At 39.6% G+C, this 23,903-nt stretch carries 18 protein-coding genes and 1 tRNA gene; 11 read left to right on the top strand and 8 right to left on the bottom strand.

Going from position 1 to position 23,903, the window contains the following annotated elements:
* Positions 1-138 precede the first annotated feature (138 nt).
* Positions 139-945, top strand: a complete 807-nt coding sequence (locus D464_RS0102110) for a sugar phosphate nucleotidyltransferase (RefSeq protein ID WP_018909931.1) — start codon at positions 139-141, stop codon at positions 943-945.
* A gap of 27 nt (positions 946-972) precedes the next feature.
* Positions 973-2,517 carry a glutamine-hydrolyzing GMP synthase gene (gene guaA / locus D464_RS0102105; protein WP_018909930.1) on the top strand — a complete coding sequence of 515 codons (1,545 nt, stop codon included), beginning with the start codon at positions 973-975 and terminating at the stop codon, positions 2,515-2,517.
* 251 nt (positions 2,518-2,768) lie between these two features.
* On the opposite strand, the gene mscL is transcribed toward guaA, so the two are convergent.
* Positions 2,769-3,194 carry a large-conductance mechanosensitive channel protein MscL gene (gene mscL / locus D464_RS0102100; protein ID WP_018909929.1) on the bottom strand — a complete coding sequence of 142 codons (426 nt, stop codon included), beginning with the start codon at positions 3,192-3,194 and terminating at the stop codon, positions 2,769-2,771.
* Positions 3,195-3,463: 269 nt separating this feature from the next.
* Here mscL and gap point away from each other — a divergent pair, with 269 nt between their 5' ends.
* The 6 genes from gap (at position 3,464) to D464_RS0102070 (ending at position 11,388) form a co-directional block, all read left to right on the top strand.
* A complete protein-coding gene (gap, locus tag D464_RS0102095; RefSeq protein WP_004383346.1) occupies positions 3,464-4,492 on the top strand; it encodes a type I glyceraldehyde-3-phosphate dehydrogenase in 1,029 nt (342 codons plus the stop codon).
* A 110-nt stretch (positions 4,493-4,602) separates the two neighbouring features.
* Entirely contained in the window at positions 4,603-5,571 is a 969-nt protein-coding gene (miaA, locus tag D464_RS0102090; protein ID WP_018909928.1) for a tRNA (adenosine(37)-N6)-dimethylallyltransferase MiaA, read from the top strand.
* Positions 5,565-6,509 (top strand): diacylglycerol/lipid kinase family protein, encoded by a 945-nt coding sequence (locus D464_RS0102085; RefSeq protein WP_018909927.1) that lies wholly within the window; start codon positions 5,565-5,567, stop codon positions 6,507-6,509. Before miaA ends, D464_RS0102085 begins: the two co-directional genes overlap by 7 nt.
* 204 nt (positions 6,510-6,713) lie before the next feature.
* Entirely contained in the window at positions 6,714-8,657 is a 1,944-nt protein-coding gene (locus D464_RS0102080; RefSeq protein ID WP_018909926.1) for a glycogen debranching enzyme N-terminal domain-containing protein, read from the top strand.
* 14 nt (positions 8,658-8,671) lie between these two features.
* The gene (locus tag D464_RS0102075; RefSeq protein WP_018909925.1) at positions 8,672-9,940 is read left to right on the top strand and encodes a glycosyltransferase family 4 protein; all 1,269 of its coding nucleotides are present in this window, start codon (positions 8,672-8,674) and stop codon (positions 9,938-9,940) included.
* Between the two features lie 47 nt (positions 9,941-9,987).
* Positions 9,988-11,388 carry a glycoside hydrolase family 57 protein gene (locus D464_RS0102070; protein ID WP_018909924.1) on the top strand — a complete coding sequence of 467 codons (1,401 nt, stop codon included), beginning with the start codon at positions 9,988-9,990 and terminating at the stop codon, positions 11,386-11,388.
* Positions 11,389-12,130: 742 nt separating this feature from the next.
* On the opposite strand, the gene D464_RS0102065 is transcribed toward D464_RS0102070, so the two are convergent.
* The 5 genes from D464_RS0102065 to sppA all read right to left on the bottom strand — a co-directional run bounded on the left by D464_RS0102065 (position 12,131) and on the right by sppA (position 17,206).
* Positions 12,131-12,203: transfer RNA gene (locus tag D464_RS0102065), tRNA-Phe, on the bottom strand.
* 136 nt (positions 12,204-12,339) lie between these two features.
* Positions 12,340-13,449 (bottom strand): thiamine-phosphate kinase, encoded by a 1,110-nt coding sequence (locus D464_RS0102060; RefSeq protein WP_018909923.1) that lies wholly within the window; start codon positions 13,447-13,449, stop codon positions 12,340-12,342.
* Positions 13,450-13,548: 99 nt separating this feature from the next.
* Positions 13,549-14,358, bottom strand: coding sequence for a purine-nucleoside phosphorylase (locus D464_RS0102055; protein WP_081618070.1), 810 nt, complete (start codon positions 14,356-14,358; stop codon positions 13,549-13,551).
* The gene (gene lpxK, locus D464_RS0102050) at positions 14,243-15,421 is read right to left on the bottom strand and encodes a tetraacyldisaccharide 4'-kinase (protein WP_018909921.1); all 1,179 of its coding nucleotides are present in this window, start codon (positions 15,419-15,421) and stop codon (positions 14,243-14,245) included. Before lpxK ends, D464_RS0102055 begins: the two co-directional genes overlap by 116 nt.
* Before the next feature lie 6 nt (positions 15,422-15,427).
* Positions 15,428-17,206 carry a signal peptide peptidase SppA gene (gene sppA, locus D464_RS0102045; RefSeq protein WP_018909920.1) on the bottom strand — a complete coding sequence of 593 codons (1,779 nt, stop codon included), beginning with the start codon at positions 17,204-17,206 and terminating at the stop codon, positions 15,428-15,430.
* A 402-nt stretch (positions 17,207-17,608) separates the two neighbouring features.
* Between sppA and D464_RS0102040 the strand changes: the two genes are divergently transcribed.
* The gene (locus D464_RS0102040) at positions 17,609-19,027 is read left to right on the top strand and encodes a threonine/serine exporter family protein (protein WP_018909919.1); all 1,419 of its coding nucleotides are present in this window, start codon (positions 17,609-17,611) and stop codon (positions 19,025-19,027) included.
* Positions 19,028-19,138: 111 nt separating this feature from the next.
* On the opposite strand, the gene D464_RS0102035 is transcribed toward D464_RS0102040, so the two are convergent.
* A complete protein-coding gene (locus D464_RS0102035; protein WP_018909918.1) occupies positions 19,139-19,858 on the bottom strand; it encodes a DNA alkylation repair protein in 720 nt (239 codons plus the stop codon).
* 236 nt (positions 19,859-20,094) lie between these two features.
* On the opposite strand from D464_RS0102035, the gene D464_RS0102030 reads away from it, so the two are divergent.
* Positions 20,095-20,364 carry a co-chaperone GroES gene (locus tag D464_RS0102030; RefSeq protein ID WP_018909917.1) on the top strand — a complete coding sequence of 90 codons (270 nt, stop codon included), beginning with the start codon at positions 20,095-20,097 and terminating at the stop codon, positions 20,362-20,364.
* Positions 20,365-20,438: 74 nt separating this feature from the next.
* Complete coding sequence (groL, locus tag D464_RS0102025) at positions 20,439-22,064, top strand: chaperonin GroEL (protein ID WP_004383327.1); 1,626 nt, start codon at positions 20,439-20,441, stop codon at positions 22,062-22,064.
* Between the two features lie 574 nt (positions 22,065-22,638).
* Here the strand turns inward: groL and D464_RS0102020 are convergent.
* Positions 22,639-23,835 carry a CobW family GTP-binding protein gene (locus D464_RS0102020; protein ID WP_018909916.1) on the bottom strand — a complete coding sequence of 399 codons (1,197 nt, stop codon included), beginning with the start codon at positions 23,833-23,835 and terminating at the stop codon, positions 22,639-22,641.
* Positions 23,836-23,903 lie beyond the last annotated feature (68 nt).

Genomic DNA, 23,903 nt, shown 5'->3' with positions numbered 1-23,903 from the left:
TTCAGAAGTTGAGGATCCACCTTATATTATTATAGAGATATGAAAGAACTAATAAGGTACGTGGGAGGACATTAGGCTTGTGTTCCCTTTGTCAACTGAAATAAAAGCCGTAATTTTGCAGGCATAAAAGGAAAGCTAATGCAATCAATGATTTTTGCAGCCGGTCTCGGCACTCGTTTGAAACCGATTACTGACACAATGCCAAAGGCGTTAGTAAGGGTAGGGGGTGCGCCGCTGCTTGAACATGTAATAAATAGATTGATAGACGCAGGATGTAAGCGTATGGTTGTTAATGTCCATCACTTCGCCAATCAGATTATTGACTATCTGAATATGTATGATTATGGGGTGGATATTCAAGTGTCTGACGAAACGAAGCAGCTCCTTGATACCGGTGGTGGTATCAAGCGAGCTGCTTCGCTTTTTGATGATAGCCTGCCTGTACTCATTCATAATGTAGACATTCTTAGTAATGTTGATTTGAAGGCGTTCTATCAGCATGCCATGGATAGTAAAACGGATGCACTTCTGTTGGTAAGCCGTCGTATCACGCAACGTTATCTTGTCTTTAATTCAGATATGCGACTTGTTGGTTGGACGAATGTTGCTACAGGAGAGGTGAAATCGCCGTATGAGGATGTGCGACAATTACATTTTGTACAGCCAACCGATGATACTACTTCTTATCATCAGAATGGTCATTATCTCGATGCTTTCTCGGGTATTCATGTCTTAGCTCCCACTGCTATACAGGCGGTTGAGGCTGTTGATGAGGATAAGTTCCCCATAATGAACTTCTATCTTAGTAATTGTGATAAGTTGAATATCTATGGGGAATTGAAGAGCGACTTGCAACTTCTTGATGTAGGTAAGCTCGATACACTGCAAGCAGCAGAAGACTTTATTGTAAATTTAGGTTATCAAAGCCCCAAAGCGGAGCAATGATACTTTTTAAAACATATCATCACTAATATGCAACAGAAGATAATCATTTTGGATTTCGGTTCGCAGACAACACAGTTGATAGGTCGACGTGTACGCGAGTTGGATACCTTCTGCGAAATCCTACCTTACAACAAGTTCCCAAAAGATGATCCGTCCGTGATAGGTGTAATCCTTTCTGGTTCGCCTTATTCGGTACATGATGCAGAAGCCTTTAAGGTTGATCTTAGTCAATTCATCGGAAAGGTACCTGTACTGGGTATCTGTTATGGCGCACAATTCATCTCTTATTCTAATGGAGGTAAGGTAGAACAGACAGGTACGCGTGAGTATGGTCGTGCGAATCTAGAGACAATCAATCTTGATAACCGCCTCTTCGCAGATTTTGAAAAGGGCTCTCAAGTATGGATGAGCCATGGTGATACCATTACGGCTATTCCTTCAGATTATGAGATCATCGCTTCTACAGGCGATGTTAAGTATGCAGCCTTTGCTTCAAAGACACAACCTGTATGGGCTGTTCAGTTCCATCCTGAAGTTTATCACTCATTACAAGGTAAACAGCTTCTGAAGAACTTTGTTGTAGATATCTGCGGTAGTAAACAGGAGTGGAGTGCAGCCTCATTCGTAGAGAGCGCAGTGCAAGAGATTCGAGATCAAGTTGGTAATGATCGTGTTATCCTTGGGCTTTCTGGTGGTGTAGATTCATCCGTTTGTGCTACCTTATTGAATAAAGCTATTGGCAAGAATCTTACTTGTATCTTCGTTGATCATGGTATGTTGCGTAAGAATGAGTTCCAAAAGGTGATGGATGCTTATAAGGGACTTGGATTGAATGTTATTGGTGTTGATGCTTCCGAAAAGTTCTTTAAAGATCTTGAGGGAGTAAGTGACCCAGAGGAGAAACGCAAGATAATAGGTCGTAACTTTGTTGAGGTATTCAATGCAGAGGCGAAGAAGATTACTGATGCCAAGTGGCTCGCACAAGGAACAATCTATCCTGATCGCATTGAGAGCTTGAGCATAACGGGTATGGTTATTAAGAGTCACCATAATGTTGGCGGATTGCCAAAAGAGATGCACTTGCAGCTCTGCGAGCCACTCCGTTGGTTGTTTAAAGATGAAGTGCGTCGTGTAGGGCATGAGATGGGAATGCCAGAACGTCTTATTAAGCGTCATCCGTTCCCTGGTCCTGGACTAGCTGTTCGTATTTTAGGTGATATTACTCGTGAGAAAGTCCGTATTCTTCAAGATGCGGATGATATCTATATCGAGAAGATGCACGATTATACATTGCCAGATGGTTCGAGCCTTTATGATCATGTTTGGCAGGCTGGAACGGTGTTGCTTTCTACGATCCGTTCGGTAGGAGTGATGGGCGATGAGCGCACCTATGAGCATCCAGTTGCTCTGCGTGCTGTTACATCAATGGACGCAATGACAGCTGACTGGGCACATCTTCCATACGACTTTATGGCAGATGTCTCTAATGAGATTATTCGCAAGGTGAAGGGAGTTAATCGTGTATGTTACGATATCTCCTCAAAACCACCTTCGACCATTGAGTGGGAGTAAATCCTCATGTTAGATACGTATAATTGCTTTTGGATGATGAAATTATATTATAGCTGGTTATCAGTGAGTTATAATCAATATTTAAAGGAAGCATTATTAATGTTTTAGCGAAGACTTACTTCAAAAGAAGGAAAGGCTCTCTTGGGAATAAGAAAGTGCTTTCCTGTTATGGAAGATAAAGTTAAATAAATCTGTAAAGATAAAAAGTCCGAGACTATTATAGCCTCGGACTTCTTTTTTGTTGTGAGTTATTACTTGTCCTTTAGTAAATCACGTATCTCTGAAAGGAGTTTTTCTTCTGCTGTCGGCTCTGGAGCAGGAGCTGGTGCAGCTGGTTCTTCAGTCTTCTTCTTTGAAAGTTTGTTGATACCCTTTACTAAAAGGAAGACACAGAAAGCAATGATGATGAAGTCTAATGTAGTTTGTAAGAAGTTACCATAGTTAATGGTAGCAGCTTCCACCTTTTCTACTCCTGGAATTTGAACAGCAGGGAGGGTGTACTTAAGATCTGTGAACTTTGCACCACCAATCAACCAGCCAATAGGTGGCATGATAATGTCATCAACGATAGACGAAACAATCTTGCCGAATGCGCCACCAATGATTACACCGACAGCCATGTCAACTGCGTTACCCTTTACCGCAAAGTCTTTAAACTCTTGAATGAATTTACCCATGATTCTAAATGTTATTAATTTGTTCTTTTATTGATTATATATTCTTTCTATGCGCTTTGCTACATAGATATTACAAACACGGTTTATCGCGTTATCGTTGATTCTCTTGTGCAATTGAAACGAGCCATTTTTTATAATATTTAAACGCAAAGCGACTGCAAAAATAAAAAAAATATTGTATCTTTGCAATCGTAACATAGAAGAATGTTTAATTAGGAGGTAAAAAGACAATTGGTTTTATAAACTTTTATAAATAAATTAAAGTAAAAATGGTAAATGTAGCTATTAACGGCTTTGGCCGTATTGGTCGTCTCGCATTCCGTCAGATGTTTGAGGCTGAAGGTTATGAGGTTGTTGCAATCAACGACTTGACAAGTCCTAAGATGCTTGCTCATCTGTTGAAGTATGATACCGCTCAGGGTGGTTTCGCTGGCAAGTTCGGCGAGGGTAAGCACACTGTAGAGGCTACCGAGGACTCAATTATCGTTGACGGTAAGGAGATTAAGATTTCTGCTGAGAAGGACGCTGCAAACTGCCCATGGGCTGCTAATAAGGTAGACGTTGTACTCGAGTGTACAGGTTTCTATACATCAAAGGAGAAGGCTTCTGCTCACTTGAAGGCTGGTGCAAAGAAGGTAGTTATCTCTGCTCCTGCAGGTAACGATCTTCCTACTATCGTTTTCAATACAAACCACAAGACTTTGACTGCAGCTGATACTGTTATTTCTGCAGCTTCTTGTACAACAAACTGTTTGGCTCCAATGGCAGCTGCTTTGAATGCATACGCTCCAATCCAGTCAGGTATCATGTCAACAATCCACGCTTACACTGGTGATCAGATGATTCTTGATGGTCCACAGCGTAAGGGCGACCTCCGTCGTTCACGTGCAGGTGCTTGCAACATCGTTCCTAACTCAACTGGTGCAGCTAAGGCTATCGGTCTTGTTATCCCAGAGTTGAATGGTAAGTTGATTGGTTCTGCACAGCGCGTTCCAACTCCAACAGGTTCAACAACTATCCTTGTTGCTGTTGTTAAGGGTAAGGACGTAACTGTTGAAGGTATCAACGCTGCAATGAAGGCTGCTGCAACAGAGAGCTTCGGTTACAACGAGGATCAGATCGTATCTTCTGATATCATCGGTATGCGTTTCGGTTCTTTGTTCGATGCAACTCAGACTATGGTAAGCAAGATCAGCGATGATTGCTATCAGGTACAGGTTGTTTCTTGGTACGACAATGAGAACTCTTATACTTCTCAGATGGTTCGTACAATCAAGTACTTCGCAGAGTTGAAGTAATACCAACCGAAAGGTCATCTGCAATTCTCTCTTGCGTAGAGAGTTATTGACGGATAAAATATTAGTCCCTGTCAGCTTGCTGGCAGGGATTTTTTTGTTATCTTTGTGACATGAATCATGAACAAGCAAGTGAATTAATGTTTTCGAAAGATAGTCCAGCAAGGCGTATGATAACAATATTAGGTCCTACGGCTTCGGGTAAGACTGATCTTGCAACGCATTTAGCAGCTCGCCTCAACGCTGAAATTATCAGTGCTGATAGTCGCCAGGTGTATCGCGGCATGGATATTGGTACGGGTAAGGACTTGGCTGATTACATGGTTGATGGTCATGTTGTACCTTATCATTTGATAGATATTTGTGAGCCTGGTACGAAATATAATCTCTTCCGCTATCAACAAGATTTCCTTGATTGTTATGAGGATATACGAAGTAGAGGAGCATTGCCTATTCTCTGTGGTGGTACGGGGCTCTATATAGAGGCTGTGTTAAAAGGTTATAGCCTCTCGCCAGTACCTCAGAATCCAGAACTACGAGCAAAGTTAGAAGAAAAGAGCCTTGAAGAACTAACTCACCTATTAGCTGATTTGAAGGAAAAGAATCATTCTGTTATGCACAATAAGACTGATGTTGATTCCTGTCAGCGTGCTATTCGTGCGATAGAGATAGAAACCTATAACCTCACAAAGTCGACAGAAGAACGCCTGTGCCCATCGATCGATTCATTAATAATAGGTGTAAATATAGATCGTGAAGAACGACGGAGAAAGATAACGAAGCGTTTAAAAGAACGTTTAAAGGCTGGTATGATTGATGAAGTTGATGGTTTATTAAAATGTGGTATACCAGCTGATGATCTTATTTATTATGGTCTCGAATACAAGTTTGTAACGGAATATCTTATAGGAAAATTGTCTTATGATGAAATGTTCCGACAGTTAGAGATTGCCATTCATCAGTTTGCTAAACGACAAATGACATGGTTCCGCGGTATGGAGCGACGTGGATTTACAATACATTGGATTGATGCAATGCAACCGATGAAAGATAAAGTGGAGAAAATATTAAGCTTATGGTAGACGAGAATAGATGGGGTATTATCTATTGCCCTAAGAATGGATTGCTAAGTAATCCTGTAAAGAAGTGGGAACAAGCTGAACATTGTTTAGAGGCTCACCATATACAATATGATATGGTGCAGAGCGAACACCCTCGTAGTGTTGAACGCCTTACAATGATGATGATTAATAATGGGTATAAAACAATTATCATCTTTGGCGGTGATTCTGCACTGAATGATGCAGTTAATTGCTTAATGTCTTTGGAGCCAGCAATTCGTGAGAGTATTTCATTAGGAGTAATCCCGAATGGTGTAATTAATGATTTTGCTCATTTTTGGGGATTTGATGAATATAAACTTGAGCAGACCATTGAATGGCTTAGCAAGCGGAGAGTCAGAAAGGTAGACCTTGGTTGTATACGCTATCGCAATAGAAAAGAAGAAAGTTGTCATCGCTATTTTTTGAATTGTGTGAATGCTGGCTTGGTCGCAACTATCATGGGACTTCGCCGTCGTACACGCCATCTTTTTGTTTCTCGCACATTGTCATTCATCTTTTCTAGTCTTCTTTTACTCTTCCAGAGAGTTGATTTCTTAATGCACCTTCATATCGATACAGAAGATATTAAACGCCGATTAATGACGGTTTGCATCGGTAACGCTTTAGGTTATGGACAGACTCCTAGTGCAGTTCCGTATAATGGTTTGTTAGATGTCTCTGTTGTTTCTCAACCTAAAACCTTACAGACAATAGAAGGATTATATCTTTTGTTACGAGGTAGAATACTAAACCATAAGGGTGTACGAGCTTATCGCACAAAGGAACTAGAATTGCAAGTTGACGAACATACACCAGTTAGTGTTGATGGAAGATTACTTAATGGTACGCCTGTAGGAGTATGCAAATTAAGCGTAAAGAAAGAGGTTCTCAATTTTTTAATACCTGACCTATTATAAATAATAGGTGGATTAGGTCTGGAACTCTTGAAATTCTTTTTACGATGCAGAATCTTACTTTTACACCCTCATGTGGAAAATAATAAGCTCTATCTAGTGCCATTTCAAAAAAAAAGTGTATCTTTGGACTCCGTATAGGGTAGTCGTTGAAGACTACTATTTAATTAGAAGAAACCAAACAATATACATAAAACCTTAAAAGACATGAGCTACTTAAAATTAGAAAAGGGGCTAATGAGTAACCTGCAAGATTCGCTTCCTAGAGAGTTATTACGCACCAATCGATCTGGGGCTTATTCTTGTTCGACAATCGTTGACTGTAATACACGTAAGTATCATGGCTTACTTGTTGTACCAGTTCCAGAGCTGGATGATGAGAACCATGTATTACTGAGTTCGCTTGATCCAACGGTCATTCAGCATGGTGCAGCATTTAACCTAGGATTACATAAGTATCAAGGTGGGAGCTTTAGTCCACAAGGACATAAGTATATCCGTGAGTTCGACTGTGACATAGTGCCTACCACTATTTATCGAGTGGGCGGTGTATTATTAAAGAAAGAAGTTGTTTTCCAGCACTATGAGGATCGCATCTTAATTCGTTATACATTATTAGAAGCTCATTCTCAAACTACTTTACAATTTCGTCCATTTCTTGCTTTTCGTAGTGTTAGACAGTTTACACATGAGAATTCGGCTGTAAATCGTTCTTATCAACCAGTAGACAATGGTATTAGTACTTGCATGTACACTGGTTATCCAATACTTTTTATGCAATTCTCGAAGCATAATGAGTTCCATTTTGAACCTTATTGGTATCGTGGTTTAGAATATCCAAAAGAGCAGGAACGGGGTTATGATTCTAATGAAGATTTATATGTTCCAGGCTACTTTGAGATGAACATTAGTAAAGGGGAAAGTATCGTTTTTGCGGCGTCAACAGCAGAATGTGACACGTCAACTTTACAAGATTTATTTGATAAAGAAGTTGAGTCAAGAAGTCCGCGAGACAATTTCTTCCATTGTCTTGTCAATGCAGCTCATCAATTCCATAATCGTACAAAGAATGATGAACGCTATATCCTTGCAGGTTATCCTTGGTTTAAGTGCCGTGCTCGTGATCAATTTATTTCATTGCCAGGATTAACATTGAGTATAGAAGAACAGGACTACTTTGAACTTGTTATGCAGACTGCAGAGAAAGGTTTACGCGAGTTTATGAATGACAAACCTGTTAGTGTAGATATCTATGAGATGGATAAACCAGATGTCCCTCTTTGGTGTGTTTGGGCAATACAACAATATGCAAAGAAGGCTGGTAAAGCCCGTTGTAAAGAACTTTATGGAACTTTCTTGCATGACATTATAGACTATCTTGCCACAGACAAACATCCTAATCTTATTCTAGATGAGAACGGTTTGCTCTATGCAGACGCTAAAGGAGAGGCTATTACATGGATGAACTCTATGAATAATGGTCAGCCTGTTGTTCCCCGTTCTGGATATATTGTTGAGTTCAATGCCCTTTGGTATAATGCGTTACGCTTTGTAGCAACAATAGAGCGGGAATCAGGTAATGAAGAATATGCCGATAAGCTGGAAGTATTAGCAGATAAGTGTAAAGCCTCCTTCATTGATACCTTCTTAAATGAATATGGTTATCTTTACGACTTTGTTGATGGTAAGATGATTGATTGGAGCGTTCGCCCTAATATGGTTTTCGCCGTAGCCCTTGATTATTCGCCACTTGATCAAAAGCAAAAACGAGGAGTATTGGATGTTTGTACACGTGAGTTACTAACGCCTAAGGGACTTCGCTCACTTTCTCCCAAAAGCGGAGGTTATAATCCAATGTATACTGGACCACAAGCACAACGTGATCAGGCATATCATCAGGGAACAGCTTGGCCTTGGTTGGAAGGCTTCTATTTGGAGGCTTGTTTAAAACTCTATAAGCAAACCCGATTAAGTTTTGTGGAACGCCAGTTGGTTGGCTATGAGGATGAAATGTTTAATCATTGTCTTAGCACATTACCAGAGCTATTCGATGGCAATCCTCCATTCAGTGGTCGTGGGGCAATCTCTTTTGCTATGAATGTGGCCGAAGTCCTGCGTACATTAGAGTTGCTAGAGAAGTATAAATATTAAAAGGCAGAACAAGTATGAAAGTTTTAATGTTTGGATGGGAGTATCCTCCCCACGTATATGGTGGTCTTGCAACTGCGAACTTCGGTATTTCTGAGGGACTCCATGCACAAGGTGATATTGAGACAATCCTTTGTTTGCCTCATCCTTTCGGTGATGAAGACCGGAATTATGCTGATATTGTAGCAATGAATCACGTGCCTATTGCTTATCGTGAGCTTAGTTATGATTATGTGAAGAATCGCTTAGGCAATGTAATGTCCCCAGAACTTTATTTCAAGTTGCGTGAGCATATCTATGCCGACTTCAATTATATGCATGTTAACGAGCTTGGCGCAATGGACTTTGCTGGTGGTTATCCTTCAAATTTGCACGAGGAGATTAATAATTATTCGATTATAGCAGGTGTTGTTGCACGTACATACGATTTCGATATTATTCATGCACATGATTGGTTGACTTATCCTGCTGGTATACATGCGAAACGTGTTAGTGGTAAGCCCTTGTGTATTCACGTACACGCAACTGACTTCGACCGTTCGCGTGGTAAAGTAAATCCTATCGTGTATGGTATAGAGAAAGATGGTATGGATAATGCGGATTGTATCATGTGTGTATCTGAATTGACACGCCAGACAGTTATACATCAGTATCATCAAGATTCCCGAAAGGTATTTACAGTACACAATGCTGTTTATCCATTGGATAAGGAGATTGCAGACATACCACGCCCAGACCATAAAGGTAAGGAGAAGGTTGTTACTTTCCTCGGTCGAATAACGATGCAGAAAGGACCAGAATATTTTGTTGAAGCTGCTAATATGGTTCTCCATCGCACGCGCAATGTCCGTTTCTGTATGGCAGGCTCGGGAGATATGATGGAACAAATGATAACTCTAGCAGCTGAACGTGGTATTGCGGATCGGTTTCATTTCCCTGGCTTTATGCGTGGTAAACAAGTCTATGAGTGCTTAAAGGCTTCGGATGTTTACGTTATGCCATCAGTCAGCGAACCCTTTGGAATCTCTCCCTTAGAGGCTATGCAGTGCGGAACACCAACGATTATATCAAAGCAAAGTGGATGCGCGGAGATTCTTGATAATTGTATAAAGGTAGATTATTGGGATATTAATGCACTGTCAGATGCCATATATTCTATTTGCCATAACGAGAGTCTCTTCGATTATTTATCAGAAGAGGGCAAACGAGAAGTCGACCAGATTACGTGGGAGAAAGTTGGTGCATGGATTCGTGAGCTCTATCTCCGCACATTAGGTTGGCAATAAATGTAACGTTAAAAACCATAATCTTTTAAAAACCAAAATAATTAGCAATGAAGACAATTTGTTTATATTTCGAGATACATCAGGTCATTCACTTAAAGCGTTATCGCTTCTTTGATATTGGAACTGACCATTATTATTATGATAGTTTTGAGAATGAACGTTCGGTAACAGAGATAGCTGAAAAGAGTTATATGCCTGCATTGGAGGCAATGTTACAGATGATTCATGAACATGGAAAAGCTTTTAAAGTGGCTTTCTCATTATCGGGTGTAGGAATAGAGGAAGTTGAAATGCACGCCCCACAAGTTCTTGAGAAGTTGCAGGAGCTAAATAATACGGGTTGTGTAGAGTTCTTGGCAGAACCTTATTCACATGGTCTTGCTTCTCTGGCTAATGAGGATAGTTTTAAGGCGGAGGTAAAGCGTCAGGCAAAGAAGATCAAAGAGTATTTCGGTCAGACGCCAAAGGTTCTCCGCAACTCATCCCTTATCTATAGTGATGAGATCGGTTTACTTGCTTCGCAAATGGGCTTTAAAGCTATGTTGACCGAAGGCGCAAAGCACGTATTAGGCTGGAAGAGTCCACATTATGTATATAATTGTGCATTGGATCCTAACCTTAAACTGTTATTACGTGACATAAAGTTGAGCGATGATATATCCCTTCGCTTCAACAATTCAGACTGGGAAGGCTATCCTTTGTTTGCTGATACTTATATGGATGAGATTGCGGCACTACCCAAAGAGGAACAGGTTATTGGTATCTTTATGAATCTTTCTGCTTTGGGAATAGAACAACCATTATCAAGTAATATCTTAGAATTCCTCAAGGCATTGCCTGCGTGTGCGAAACAACGTGGCATAACATTCTCTACCCCGACAGAGATTTGCATAAAACTAAAGAGCGTGGATAGTCTCTCTGTACCAGATACGTTAAGTTGGATGGATGAGGAGCGTGATGTTAGCACGTGGTTAGGTAATGCAATGCAGCGTGAAGCTTTCAACAAACTTTATGGTATTGCCGATCGTGTACGAATTGCCAACGACCCACGTATCAATCAGGACTGGGACTATCTGCAGGCTAGTGATAACTTCCGATTTATGTCAACCAAACCTTCGCGTGTTGGTATGAATCGAGGAATATATACGAGTCCTTTTGATGCCTTTACCAATTATATGAATATTCTTGGCGACTTCATCAGTCGTGTCAATAGCCTTTATCCAGCCGAGATTGATAATGAGGAACTGAATGGTTTGCTCACTACTATACGCAATCAAGGTGAGGAGATTGAGATTAAGACGAAGGAAATCTCTCATCTTCAAGCTAAGGTTGAGAAGCTAGAAGCACAGGAAGAAGAGTTGAGGGCAGAGCTTGCAAAGAAAGCTCCTGCTAAGAAGGCTTCAACTAAAAAGACTGTTACAAAGAAAGCAAAGACAGCATCTAAGTAGAAATCAAAGGCTTACTTAAATTTAATGATAGGTACGAAAACATTCATCTGTACCTATCATTTTTTGTATCGAAACATATTTAATTTTGTTTTGCTATTCCTTACAATCTCGGTCTCTTCCCTTTAATTGTACTGCGATGTGACAAACTTATGTTTGAGGAATATAGAGATAATAGTATAGAACTCGAACCATGAACAAGTAGAAGAGCATCGGTCATATACTTAATGAACGAACACTGTCATACTTAATGAATAACTTTATACACGTTTGTATAGTCTATTATACAGACGTGTATAACTAATTATACAGGCGTGTATAACCAATTATACAAACGTGTATAATCAATTATACAAGCGTGTATAACATCGTACTCTAACTTAAAGTATGATTGTAGTCTAAGTATAAGTATGATTGACGTTTAAGTATAAGTTCAACTGATGATTAAATTAGAGTATAAATGACGACTAAGTTATATTCTTATCGTACTTGTAATTATTTGTCTATGCGAGTGCTTTAATAAGTGATAGTTATAACAGCAAATAAAGTGAAATTTACATTAGGGCTACGATAGGAATCAATCAAACTTGACTAAACTTATAGAAGCAATAAGAAGAGAAATCCTCTTCTAAGAACCTCGTGTTGTCTTCAAGTATTTTGTAAATCTTTGATGTTCTCCTGTTTGGGAGGATCGTATAACAAAAAGAGCGGCCTCTTACGAGAACCGCCCTGATGAAAGGAGGAGTGGTACCACCAGGAATCGAACCGGGGACACAAGGATTTTCAGTCCTTTGCTCTACCAACTGAGCTATGGCACCATCATGTCTTTGTTTCTCATACTTTAGCTCTTATTGTTGCTATTTCTGAATTGCGATGCAAAGGTAGTGCTTTTATTTTATTCCTCCAAACCTTTCTAAAGGAATTCCTTACAATTTGAATCCTTTAACAGATAACTTAATTTTCCTTTACTGACCAGCCTTGCGCCTGTAATTCGAACTCATTACCATCACGTGTGATGATATAGTTTCCTAAACTTTCCTTTGTAATATAACCTATCTGTTTGATATTCTCTAACTTATCAATCTTCTCATGGTCGCCGATTGGAACAGTGAAAAGTAGTTCGTAATCCTCTCCTCCATTTAAGGCCGCAGTTGTGAGATTCATATTGAACTCTTCACAGGTTACTGCTGTTTGATAGTCAATAGGAATATTCTTCTCATAGATCCTACACCCACAGTGGCTTTGTTGACAAATATGCTTGAGTTCGCTAGCTAAACCATCAGAAACATCAATCATTGAAGTGGGGTGGATTCCTGCTTGACGTAGTTGTTGCAAGACATCCCCACGTGCTTCTGGTTTCAACTGTCGGTCGATGAGGTATTCTTTTCCTGCAAAGTCGGGTTGGAAATCATCAATTGCAGCACGTTCTTTCTGTAAGGCTTTCAATCGAGCCTGGTCATTGTTCCGTTGTGCCTCCCTTACCTTATTATTATATTCTTCAACTTGTTGATAGTAGACAGACTTTTCCCTTTCAAGGATTTGTAAGCCCATATAGGCGGAACCCAGATCGCCTGTTACACAGATGAGGTCTGTCTCATTTGCACCGGAACGATAGATAATATCTTCTTTGGAGGCTTCTCCAATGCAGGTAAGATTGATGGCAAAACCGGTATAAGATGATTTGGTATCCCCACCAATAATATCGACATTCCATTTAGCACATGCCTTATTTAAACCAGCATAGAACAATTCGACATCCTCAACCTTGAATCGTTTACCTAAGCCTAATGAAACGATGAGTTGACGTGGCTGACCATTCATCGCAAATATATTGCTCATCGTTGCCATAGCTACCTTGTAAGCCAAATGCTCCATATCGATATATGTAAGGTCGAACTGAACACCCTCCATAAACATCTTTGATGTTACAAGAACCTCTTTATTGGAGTAGTTCAGTACGGCAGCATCATCTCCTATGCCCTGTTGAGTGGAGGCGTTTTGTGGGACAATGTTCTTTGTCAGTCTTTCTATAAGACCGAACTTACCGAGATCTTTAATTTCCATTTATTATCAAAAAACTTAGTGATAAATGTTGGACGTTCTTTATCTACACCTTATTATATATATGATAAAGAACGTCCAGGCAATTTTATGTATCTATTATTATGAACGCTTAATCATCTCGCGCATAATCTCTGTCATGTGTGGTTGTGCCATGTTAGCTGCTTCTTGTACTTCCTCATGACTAACTTCAACGGGAACATCAAAGCCACCTAAGTCTGTAATTACACTAATACCAAAGACCTTAATACCGCTGTGACGTGCAACAATAACCTCAGGAACAGTACTCATACCAACAGCATCAGCTCCCATCTTATGATACATGCGATACTCTGCAGGTGTTTCAAAGGTTGGACCTTGTACACCCATGTAAACACCATGTACTATACGGATGTTCTTCTCTTTAGCTATCTCGTCAGCCATTTGTATGAGCTTGTGATCGTATGCTTCATGCATATCAGGAAAACGAGGTCCAGTTGGGAAGTTCTTTCCGCGTAAAGGGTGCTCTGGGAAGAAGTTAATGTGATCAGTGATAATCATTAAGTCACCAATCTTAAACTCTGGATTCATACCGCCTGAAGCATTAGATACAAATAAACGCTCGATTCCTAACTCGTACATAACACGAATAGGGAATGTTACTTGTTTCATATCGTATCCCTCATAGAAATGGAAACGTCCTTCCATAGCCATGATGTCCTTGTCACCAAGCTTACCAAAAATCAGTTTACCAGCATGCCCCTCTACTGTAGATATGGGGAAGTTTGGTATCTCTTTGTAAGAGAATTCATAGCTATCAGTTACCTCTGAAGCTAATTGTCCTAGGCCGGTGCCCAGAATGATGGCTGTTTTTGGATTTGTTGTCATCCTCTCTCTTAGCCAGGATGCTGTTTCTTGAATTTTTTCGTACATAAGAAATTATTTTTTCATTAAATGTCTCTTCTTTATCAAGCATGAATCTAACCTTGATAGGGAGTGTATATATATTGTCTTTTACTTCCTCGGATAGTCCTTCTATATCAATAAGTCTTGCTTTATCTTTCTCTGTTGTTATTATTAATTTGGGTTCTTCCATTTGTGCAAAGGTCTCATTAATTTTATTGATGTCCTTCGTTGTGAAAGAATGATGGTCAGGATAAGATAAGATAGTTAGAGCATTATTTCCTGTATATGTATTTAAATCTAATTCCAAATGCTTAGGAGTCGCAATACCAGCGAGCAATAGAATATTCTTACCTCTGATCTCTGTTAAAGGTATATTTTCTTCTTCCTTAAATATAGGCTCTAAATCACAATAATCAAGAGTTGTGAAATAGAGTTGCTGGAAAGGGTAGAGCTCCATAGCTTTGCTGAGCACTCGATAGTCTATTGGATTAAGACTCTTGGGGCATTTTGTAATGATAACGATGTCTGCCCGATGTTTCCCAGATAATGGCTCACGGAGTCTACCTGCTGGTAGTAATTTGTCATAGATAATGAGACGATGATAATCCACTAAAAGAATGTTGATACCTGGTTTTACATATCGGTGTTGGAAAGCATCATCCAGTAGAATAACATCTGTATCATTGGTTTTAGGATCGGAAGTTATGTTATCAATTCCTTCACATCTTTTCTTATCTACAGCTACATGGATATTAGAGAACTTTGTTTTCATTTGATATGGTTCATCCCCAATCTCTCTCATTGGTGTGTCAGCATTGGCTAACACGTATCCATGGCTTTTACGTTTATATCCACGTGAAAGAACTGCTACTTTTACTTTATCTTGAAGGAGTCGGATAAGATACTCGACATGAGGCGTCTTGCCAGATCCTCCAACTGTAATATTACCAACAGATATAACAGGTATATCGAAGCTCCTTGTTTTGAGTATATTTAAATCAAATAACTCGTTACGTATGCCCACAATAAGCCCATACAGCCAACTGAAAGGCAATAGCCATTTGTTTATTTTAATATGGTCACCTTCCATAGACTATTAGTGGATGTTAGGATAATAAGGTAAACGAGCTTGAATAGCACTCTGGTGATTGAGCGTCTTCAATAGTGTGAATGGCTCATAAAGATCTCCTAAGTTTGTACGTAATTGTTCATCAAGATAATTGTTAGGTATTGATTCCTGTATTATCTGTTCAAACATACTCTTTGGTACAGGATAAGAGGCTATGCTATGGTTCGATAACTTAGCTAATTGAGCCGCCTTCGTAATGGCTACATCTAATCCTCCTAGTTGGTCAACAAGACCAATCTTCATTGCATCTTGCCCAGAATAAACATGACCTTGCGCAATCTTTTCTATTTGATTATCAGTCTTCTTACGACCTTCTGCTACACGATGGCGGAAGAGCTTATAACCACGGTTGATATACTGGTTTAAGTATGCCATTTCTTCTTCAGAGAAAGGACGAGACTGAGTACCGAAGCCTGAGAACTTATTGGTTTTTACTTCATCAAACTTAATACCAAGTTTCTCTGTTAATAAACCACTAAAGTCGGGGAACATTCCGAAGATTCCTATAGAACCTGTAAGTGTTGTTGGTTCTGCCACAATCCAATTGGATGGAGCTGAGATATAGTATGCACCTGATGCAGCCATTCCTCCCATACTTATAACGACAGGCTTTTGTTTCTTTAATTCCATTATCTGATGCCAAATCTGTTCTGATGCATAAGCAGATCCACCACCAGAGTTGATACGAAGGACTACAGCCTTTACATCTTTATCGTTAGTAAGTTTTTCTAAATCCTTACATACAACTTGTGCATCAATCGTATGACCTTGTGCAAATAGACCTCCTGCAGCACCATCAACAATGTCTCCGTATGCGTAATAAACGGCTATTTGATTATCACTATTATCATTTCCCTCATCCTCTACACCTTGCATATCGTCAATTGAGACTTGGTTAATGTCATCGTCCTTATCAAGACCTAGCTGTTTCTTTACAACAGCCTTTACTTGGTCAGTATAAAGCAAACCATCAACAAGTTTATATTTGAGATAATCTGTAGGTGCTGCAAATGTAATCATACTATCAGCATAAGCATTAAGAGAAGATACGGATATATTACGAGTAGCACTCACATCCTTTGTTATATTCCCCCATATACTATTCAAGTAAGCAGAAGTTTGCTCACGATTGGCATCACTCATCTTATCGCCCGTAAACATTTCAGTCGCACTCTTATAAGTTCCAACCTTCATCACTTGCATCTTTACTCCGAATTTCTTTAATAAATCCTTTACGAAGACAGGCTGAGACGATAAACCGTGCCAATCAATCTGACCTTGTGGATTCAAATATACTTTGTTAGCAGAAGAAGACAGGTAATATGTTCCTTGTGTGTAGATATCAGCATAAGTGATAATCCATTTGCCAGACTTTTTGAAGTCTACCAATGCATTACGTACAGCTTGTAAAGAAGCATAGGAGTCTGCTGTGAAAGCACCGGCCTCTATGTAAATTCCCTTAATGTTCTTATTATTCTTTGCCTTATCAATCGCTGATAGGAGATTGTCTAATCCGATAGTTCCTATCTTTCCTTGCAGCTGACTGATTATGTTATTATCTTCACTTCTCTCAGTGAGTTGACCTGACAGATTTAAAACAAGAACAGAGTTATCTTTTATTTCGTTTGTCGTTTGCGTTGAGGCTATCATACCAATAATCGTGATAAAAGCAAAACACCCCATAATAATACTGAAAAGGAGTGTTCCTACAAACGAAGCAAATACGTACTTGAAAAATTGTTTCATAAAGGTATCTAATTGTGGTTTACCATTTGCAAAGATATATATAATAGATGTAACAGCCAAATAATTCAAGATTTCTTAATAACATTGTAGTCAAGAAGAAACGTGTTATTTTCTTAGTTTAAGTTCTTTCATAGTCCTAACCCTTTACCTTCTTTCTGAAGAGGGTTAACCTTTCAGTCGAAAAGGGTAGACCTTTTTGGTGGAAAAGGTTAACCTTTTTGGCAGAAAACGTCAACCTTTTCTGGGAAAAAGGTCAACCTTTTGGGAGAAGAGTCTTATCGTACGATAAAACAAGGGTAAGAAAAGTTAGGTTGATGTCCGATTTATAGCATGGTAATTTCCCTATATGGATTATAAATAGTAACTTTGTAGCCGTTTTTAAAAGCTAAAAGATTGTTTTTTATGGACGAAAATCAGATGGTATCATCCAAAACGATCCTTCGTAGAAAGTTGGATCTACTCCTAAGGACAGGGCAAATATTAATGGAGAGTTCTGCAGATACAAGTCGTGTAAAGCGCAATATGGAGCGTACGGCGGCTTATTTGGGGCTTCCTAAGGAGAATCTACACATGGACATCGGTTATTACATTCTTCAGGTGAATGTTAGCGATGAAACCCATAGTTTCTCAAAAATGCAACGTTGTGACAAACACGTCATTAATATGCTTGCCATTCAGGAAGTCTCAAAACTCTCATGGCGAGCAATCCAGGAGGATTACACACTTGATAAATATCAGGAGGAATTAGACAAGATAGCCAATGGTAGACATTATTATACTGATTGGATGATTGCTATCGGAGCAGGTTTTGCTTGTGGTGGGTTCTGTATTCAGTTCGGTTGTGATTGGACGGCATTCTTCTATGCTTCTATTGCCGCTATATTGGGTAATAGATTACGAATGTTCCTCAATCATTCTGGTTCTAACCTTTATGCGAACTTCGCTTTAGCAGCTTTTGTTAGTACACTTATCGCTTGGCTATCATCTTATTTATCTACTCCTGGTGTACAATCTGCTTTACCAGAATTTCTCCGTCCAATACTCTATTCGTCCACTCCTTGGCATCCACTCTTGGCTTGTGCATTGTATATCGTACCAGGAGTACCGCTGATCAATGCTGTGAATGATTTATTGGACAACCATATCAACACAGGTTTGGTGCGAGCAATGAATACACTTCTCATAGTAGTTGCTATGGCATTTGGTATTGCAATGGCAATCAAATGTGGAAGTATAGACAACTTTGTGAAAGACTTATCTATGACACCACATCATAGTTTCGTAGAGTATGCTATAGCTGCGGCTATTTCTGCTATGGGGTTTGCCACTATCTACAATATTCCTTATCGCTTAATGCCTTGGATAGCCATTGGCGGTATTATTTGTGTATGCTCTCGTAACTTTATCAATCTTGGCCCTGCAACGGGTAATATAGGATTAGGTATGGGTTTAATCGTTGGTTCGCTTTGTGGTTCTGCGCTTATTTCTATTATCAATATAAAGGCTGTACACATATTGCATACACCACATCAATGTATTACGATTCCAGCTGTAATCCCAATCGTACCAGGTGTATTGATGTATCGTGCCCTGTATGGTTTCTTGGAGATGCAAGGTGTAGTAGGCGAGGTAACCTTTGCAGTGTTTAATGCAATCAATGGTTCGTTAGTTCTATTCTGTATTGCTTTAGGTGTTGCTATTCCAAATATCTTTGCACGTAAATGGATAACCCCACATCGCAAAGCAAAGTTAGCTCGTATGATAGAGGAACGCCGCCAGCGTGGTAAGTTTGTTGATTTGCATAACTTTGTGGTGGAATAAGTCCTAACCAGTATATAACAAATTTGTATAAGGTTTGCTTCAGGAAGAAGTAAACCTTATTTCTTATAGAGGATTCAGAAAAGTTTTTGAAACATTTCCGTCTATGGGAACTTACACTCGCTTCATAAGTATAGCACGTTCTTTCGGACTAAATTTCTCGATGGCATAACGTAACATGGTGCGTGGCATATCCGCGCGACGTTCCATGATATACGCATAGAGTCGCTCGGGATTCCGTTTGCCAGCTTCACGAAGCATCCAGCCAATCGCCTTGTGCATGAGGTCGTGTGGATGGTGCATCATTAGGTCGCTTAGTGCGTATGTGTCCTCCAGTTGCCCCTTGCGGATAAAGGCATAGGTGGAAACGATGGCGATTCGGTTGTCCCATAGAAGTTGGCTTTGTGCTAATTGATAGAGGCGTTCGTGCGATTTGTCAAGTAGGTATTCGCCAACGATAAAACGGCAGGAGAGGTCAACTAAGTCCCAATTATTAATTCTTTCGGTCATGGCGAGGTAGAGGTCAAAGAGCTGTTTGCGAAGTGTTTCGTCCTTTTTCTTACTTTTCTCTACCATGACTAGCAGTGCGCAGAGTCTTACCTCATGCCATTTTGACAGCATTAGTTCTCGTATTACGTCCAAGGATATATCTTTGTGTTGTTTGGCAACAGTGCGGATGTTGGGAACTGTGACGCCTAAAAAGAGATCGCCCTCACCGTATTCCCCTTTCCCTGCTTTGAAGAAGCGTGGGAATACTTCTCTCTTTTCAGCATTTGATAACGCTTGGAGTTTGTCAATAATCATTTTCACTGTTGGGCTTATGCTTTCTGTCATATTTGTATAAATTTGTTTTTGTTGCAAAGATACTACATTTATGTTATGGCTCAATAGAAATTGATGAGGGTTCTTTTATAAATCCTTAATGTCGTATGTGTATGCTGACAGGATGTCAGATATTGTTTTGGATGTTTATATGTATGTTTCTTTGGCATGGTTTTCGTATAAAGCAAAGCGGAACTACTAGTTTAGTAGATAAACAAAAGATTGAAATCTAAAAATATAAAGTGATTATGACAATTAAACCTTTATCAGACAGAGTATTGATTCTTCCTGCACAGGCAGAGGAGAAAGTTGGTGGTATTATTATCCCTGATACAGCTAAAGAGAAACCACAGCGTGGTAAGGTTGTAGCAGTTGGTAATGGCAAAAAGGATGAGGAGATGATTCTCAAAGTTGGTGATGAGGTTCTCTATGGGAAGTACGCTGGTACGGAATTAGAGAATGAAGGTGAGAAGTATCTGATGATGCGTCAGAGCGATGTTCTCGCTGTAGTAGAATAAAAAGCCTCCCCCTGCCCCTCCGAAAGGAGGGGAGAGAAGGATATAAAAAGATATAAAATCAAAGTAAAAGTAAAATGGCAAAAGAGATAAAATTCAATACAGATGCACGTGAACTCTTGAAGAGTGGTGTTGATCAGTTAGCAAATGCAGTAAAGGTAACGCTAGGTCCTAAAGGTCGTAATGTTGTTATCGGTAAGAAGTTCGGTGCTCCACAGATAACAAAGGATGGTGTAACCGTTGCTAAGGAGGTAGAACTTGAAGACAACTTCGAGAATGCTGGTGCACAATTAGTAAAGAGTGTAGCTAGTAAGACTGGTGATGATGCTGGTGATGGTACCACAACAGCCACAATCCTAACACAGGCTATCGTAACAGAAGGCTTGAAGAATGTTGCAGCTGGTGCTAATCCTATGGATCTCAAGCGTGGTATTGACAAGGCTGTAGCAAAGGTTGTTGAGCATATCAAGGAATCAGCTGAGGTTGTCGGCGATAACTATGACAAGATTGAGCAGGTTGCAACTGTTAGTGCTAATAATGATCCTGAGATTGGTAAGCTGTTGGCTGATGCAATGCGTAAGGTTTCTAAGGATGGAGTTATCACGATTGAGGAGAGTAAGACCCGTGAGACAAGCATTGGCGTAGTAGAGGGTATGCAATTTGATCGTGGTTATTTATCAGGTTACTTCGTTACCGACACTGATAAGATGGAGTGTGTAATGGAGAATCCATACATCCTTCTCTATGACAAGAAGATTTCAAATGTGAAGGATTTCTTGCCAATTCTCCAGCCAGCTGCTGAGAGTGGTCGTCCATTGTTGGTTATTGCAGAGGATGTTGATTCTGAAGCATTGACAACATTGGTTGTAAACCGCCTACGTGCAGGCTTGAAGATTTGTGCAGTGAAGGCTCCTGGCTTCGGCGATCGTCGTAAGGCAATGCTAGAAGATATAGCTACATTGACTGGTGGCGTTGTTATTAGCGAGGAGAAGGGTCTATCATTGGATAAGGCTACACTCGAGATGTTGGGTACAGCTAAGAAGGTTAATGTATCAAAGGACAATACAACCATCGTTGATGGTGCTGGCGATAAGGACGCAATCAAGGAGCGTGTGGCACAAATCAAGAATGAGATTGCTGCTTCAACAAGTTCTTATGACAAGGAAAAGTTGCAGGAACGTCTGGCAAAGATGGCTGGTGGCGTAGCTGTTCTCTATGTTGGTGCTAACTCTGAGGTAGAGATGAAGGAGAAGAAGGATCGCGTTGACGATGCTCTTTGTGCTACTCGTGCCGCAATGGAAGAGGGCGTTGTTGTTGGTGGCGGTACCACTTACATCCGAGCTCAAGAGGCATTGAAGGATCTCAAGGGCGAGAATCAGGACGAGCAGACTGGTATTAACATTGTTTGCCGTGCTATTGAGGAGCCTTTGCGTCAGATCATTGCGAATGCAGGTGGCGAAGGTGCCGTTGTAGTTGACAATGTTCGTCAGGGCAAGGGTGACTATGGTTACAATGCTCGCAAGGATGTTTACGAGGATTTGCGTGCTGCAGGTGTTATCGATCCTGCTAAGGTTTCTCGTGTAGCGTTGGAGAATGCAGCTTCAATCGCTGGAATGTTCTTGACAACCGAATGCCTCATTGTTGACAAGGCAGAGGAAACTCCTGCAATGCCAGCAGCTCCAGGCATGGGTGGAATGATGTAATTTTTAGAAATATTATCAGGGAAGGGAAGATGCCTTTATGGTATCTTCCCTTTTTTTAGTGCATTATAAACAGGCACATTCATCCCTGTTTTGTTATTGAACTTTTGGGATGAATACTTGTAATTGATATAAGTTGTTTTGTAATAGAATATTGTTATTTTAGGGGGATGTTTTTGCGTTTTTTTGAAGAGACTGTACCTTTGGTTCAAATACTCAAAACTATGGAGTATATTAGTTAAGGTTCATAACTATTTGATATATAGTGATTTGAAAATTATATGGTGTTTTATCAATTGAATTTATGATACTTTTTTCGTGAAAATGGCTATCTTTTCAGTAAAAAACACCTATCTTTCCACTCAAAAAGTACTATCATTTCAGTGAAAAAGTACTATCGTTTTATCCAAAACCACTATTTACTTCTTATTTTTCGTAATTTATTTCCATTTTTAACGCTAGAATTAGATTTTATTTTGTAAAAGATTATTCGATTAAAACAGTATGAGAAAGCATACAAAAAGAGGATATGCCTCGATTGACATATCCTCTTGTTTTAGATATCTGTGTGCTTGTTTTAGAAATCAGTTAGGCATTGATCAAGTGCTTTTGTAATTGCATCTTTGTCTAAATCCTGACCAATAAATACAAGTTTCTGCATACGATCTCCATAAGGTTCTTCCCAATCTTTGTTTATTTTAGGGTTCTTTTCAAGGAAACTCCTTAATTCGAATGCGGGCATTGTAGCATACCATTGTCCAGCATTACGTAAGCTAACTTGTTTTCCTGCCTGTTCGAAAACGTAACATATATCTTTTTCATTCTTGAAATAGCATAATCCTTTACAACGAATGATTTGTGCGGGCCACTTACGTGCTACGAAATCATCGAAGAAGTTAATATCAAAAGGCTTGCGCGCATAGTACACAAATGTCTGAATATTATATTCTAATGCCTCTCCACTCTCTTCGTTTTCTAGTCCATGATGGTGGTGATGGTGGTGATGACCATGATGATCTTCTTCTTCCTCATGCTCGTCATGATGTCCCTCAATCTCAGCAATCCAAGCGGCTGATGTTGCTACTTCATCAAAGTTGAATGCTTTTGTATTAATGATCTTATTAAGATCAACATCTCCATAGTTACATTCAATAATCTCTGCCTTTGGTTGGAGCGAGCGAATAATACTTTTTACCAATCCTAACTCTTCTGCATTAACATCATCTACCTTATTAAGTAAGATAATGCTACAGAATTCAATCTGTTGAATCAGTAGGTTTTCAATGTCATCTTCTTTGAGGTCTTTCTTTAACAAGTCATTGCCTGCTGAAAACTCATCACACATACGACGCGCATCAACTACGGTTACGATAGAATCGAGTACAGCCTTTCCGTTCTTTGCTAAGTCGGGATACATTTGTGGATATGCACAAATGGTTTGCGCAATAGGAGCTGGTTCACAAATACCGCTAGCTTCAATGACAATGTAGTCAAACTTATTTTGTGATACAATATCGTTTAACTGCTTTACCAGATCCATTTTCAGTGTACAGCAGATACAACCATTCTGAAGAGCTACGAGTGAATCGTCGTTTTGATCTACTACACCGCCTGCTTCGATAAGGTTCGCATCGATATTCACCTCACCTATATCATTAACAATAACTGCAAATTTAATACCTTTCTCATTGGCAAGGATTCTGTTTACCAATGTCGTTTTACCGCTTCCTAGGTAACCGGTAAGCAATAGAACTGGTGTTTCTTTTATCTTCATATTATAAAATATATGTTTTATGATGTTCTACACTTACAAAGTTACTAAAAATATTCATAACGAAGAAG

This window comes from Prevotella veroralis DSM 19559 = JCM 6290 (assembly GCF_000377625.1).
Lineage (GTDB): Bacteria > Bacteroidota > Bacteroidia > Bacteroidales > Bacteroidaceae > Prevotella > Prevotella veroralis.
This window is presented reverse-complemented; position numbering and strand designations above follow the sequence as displayed.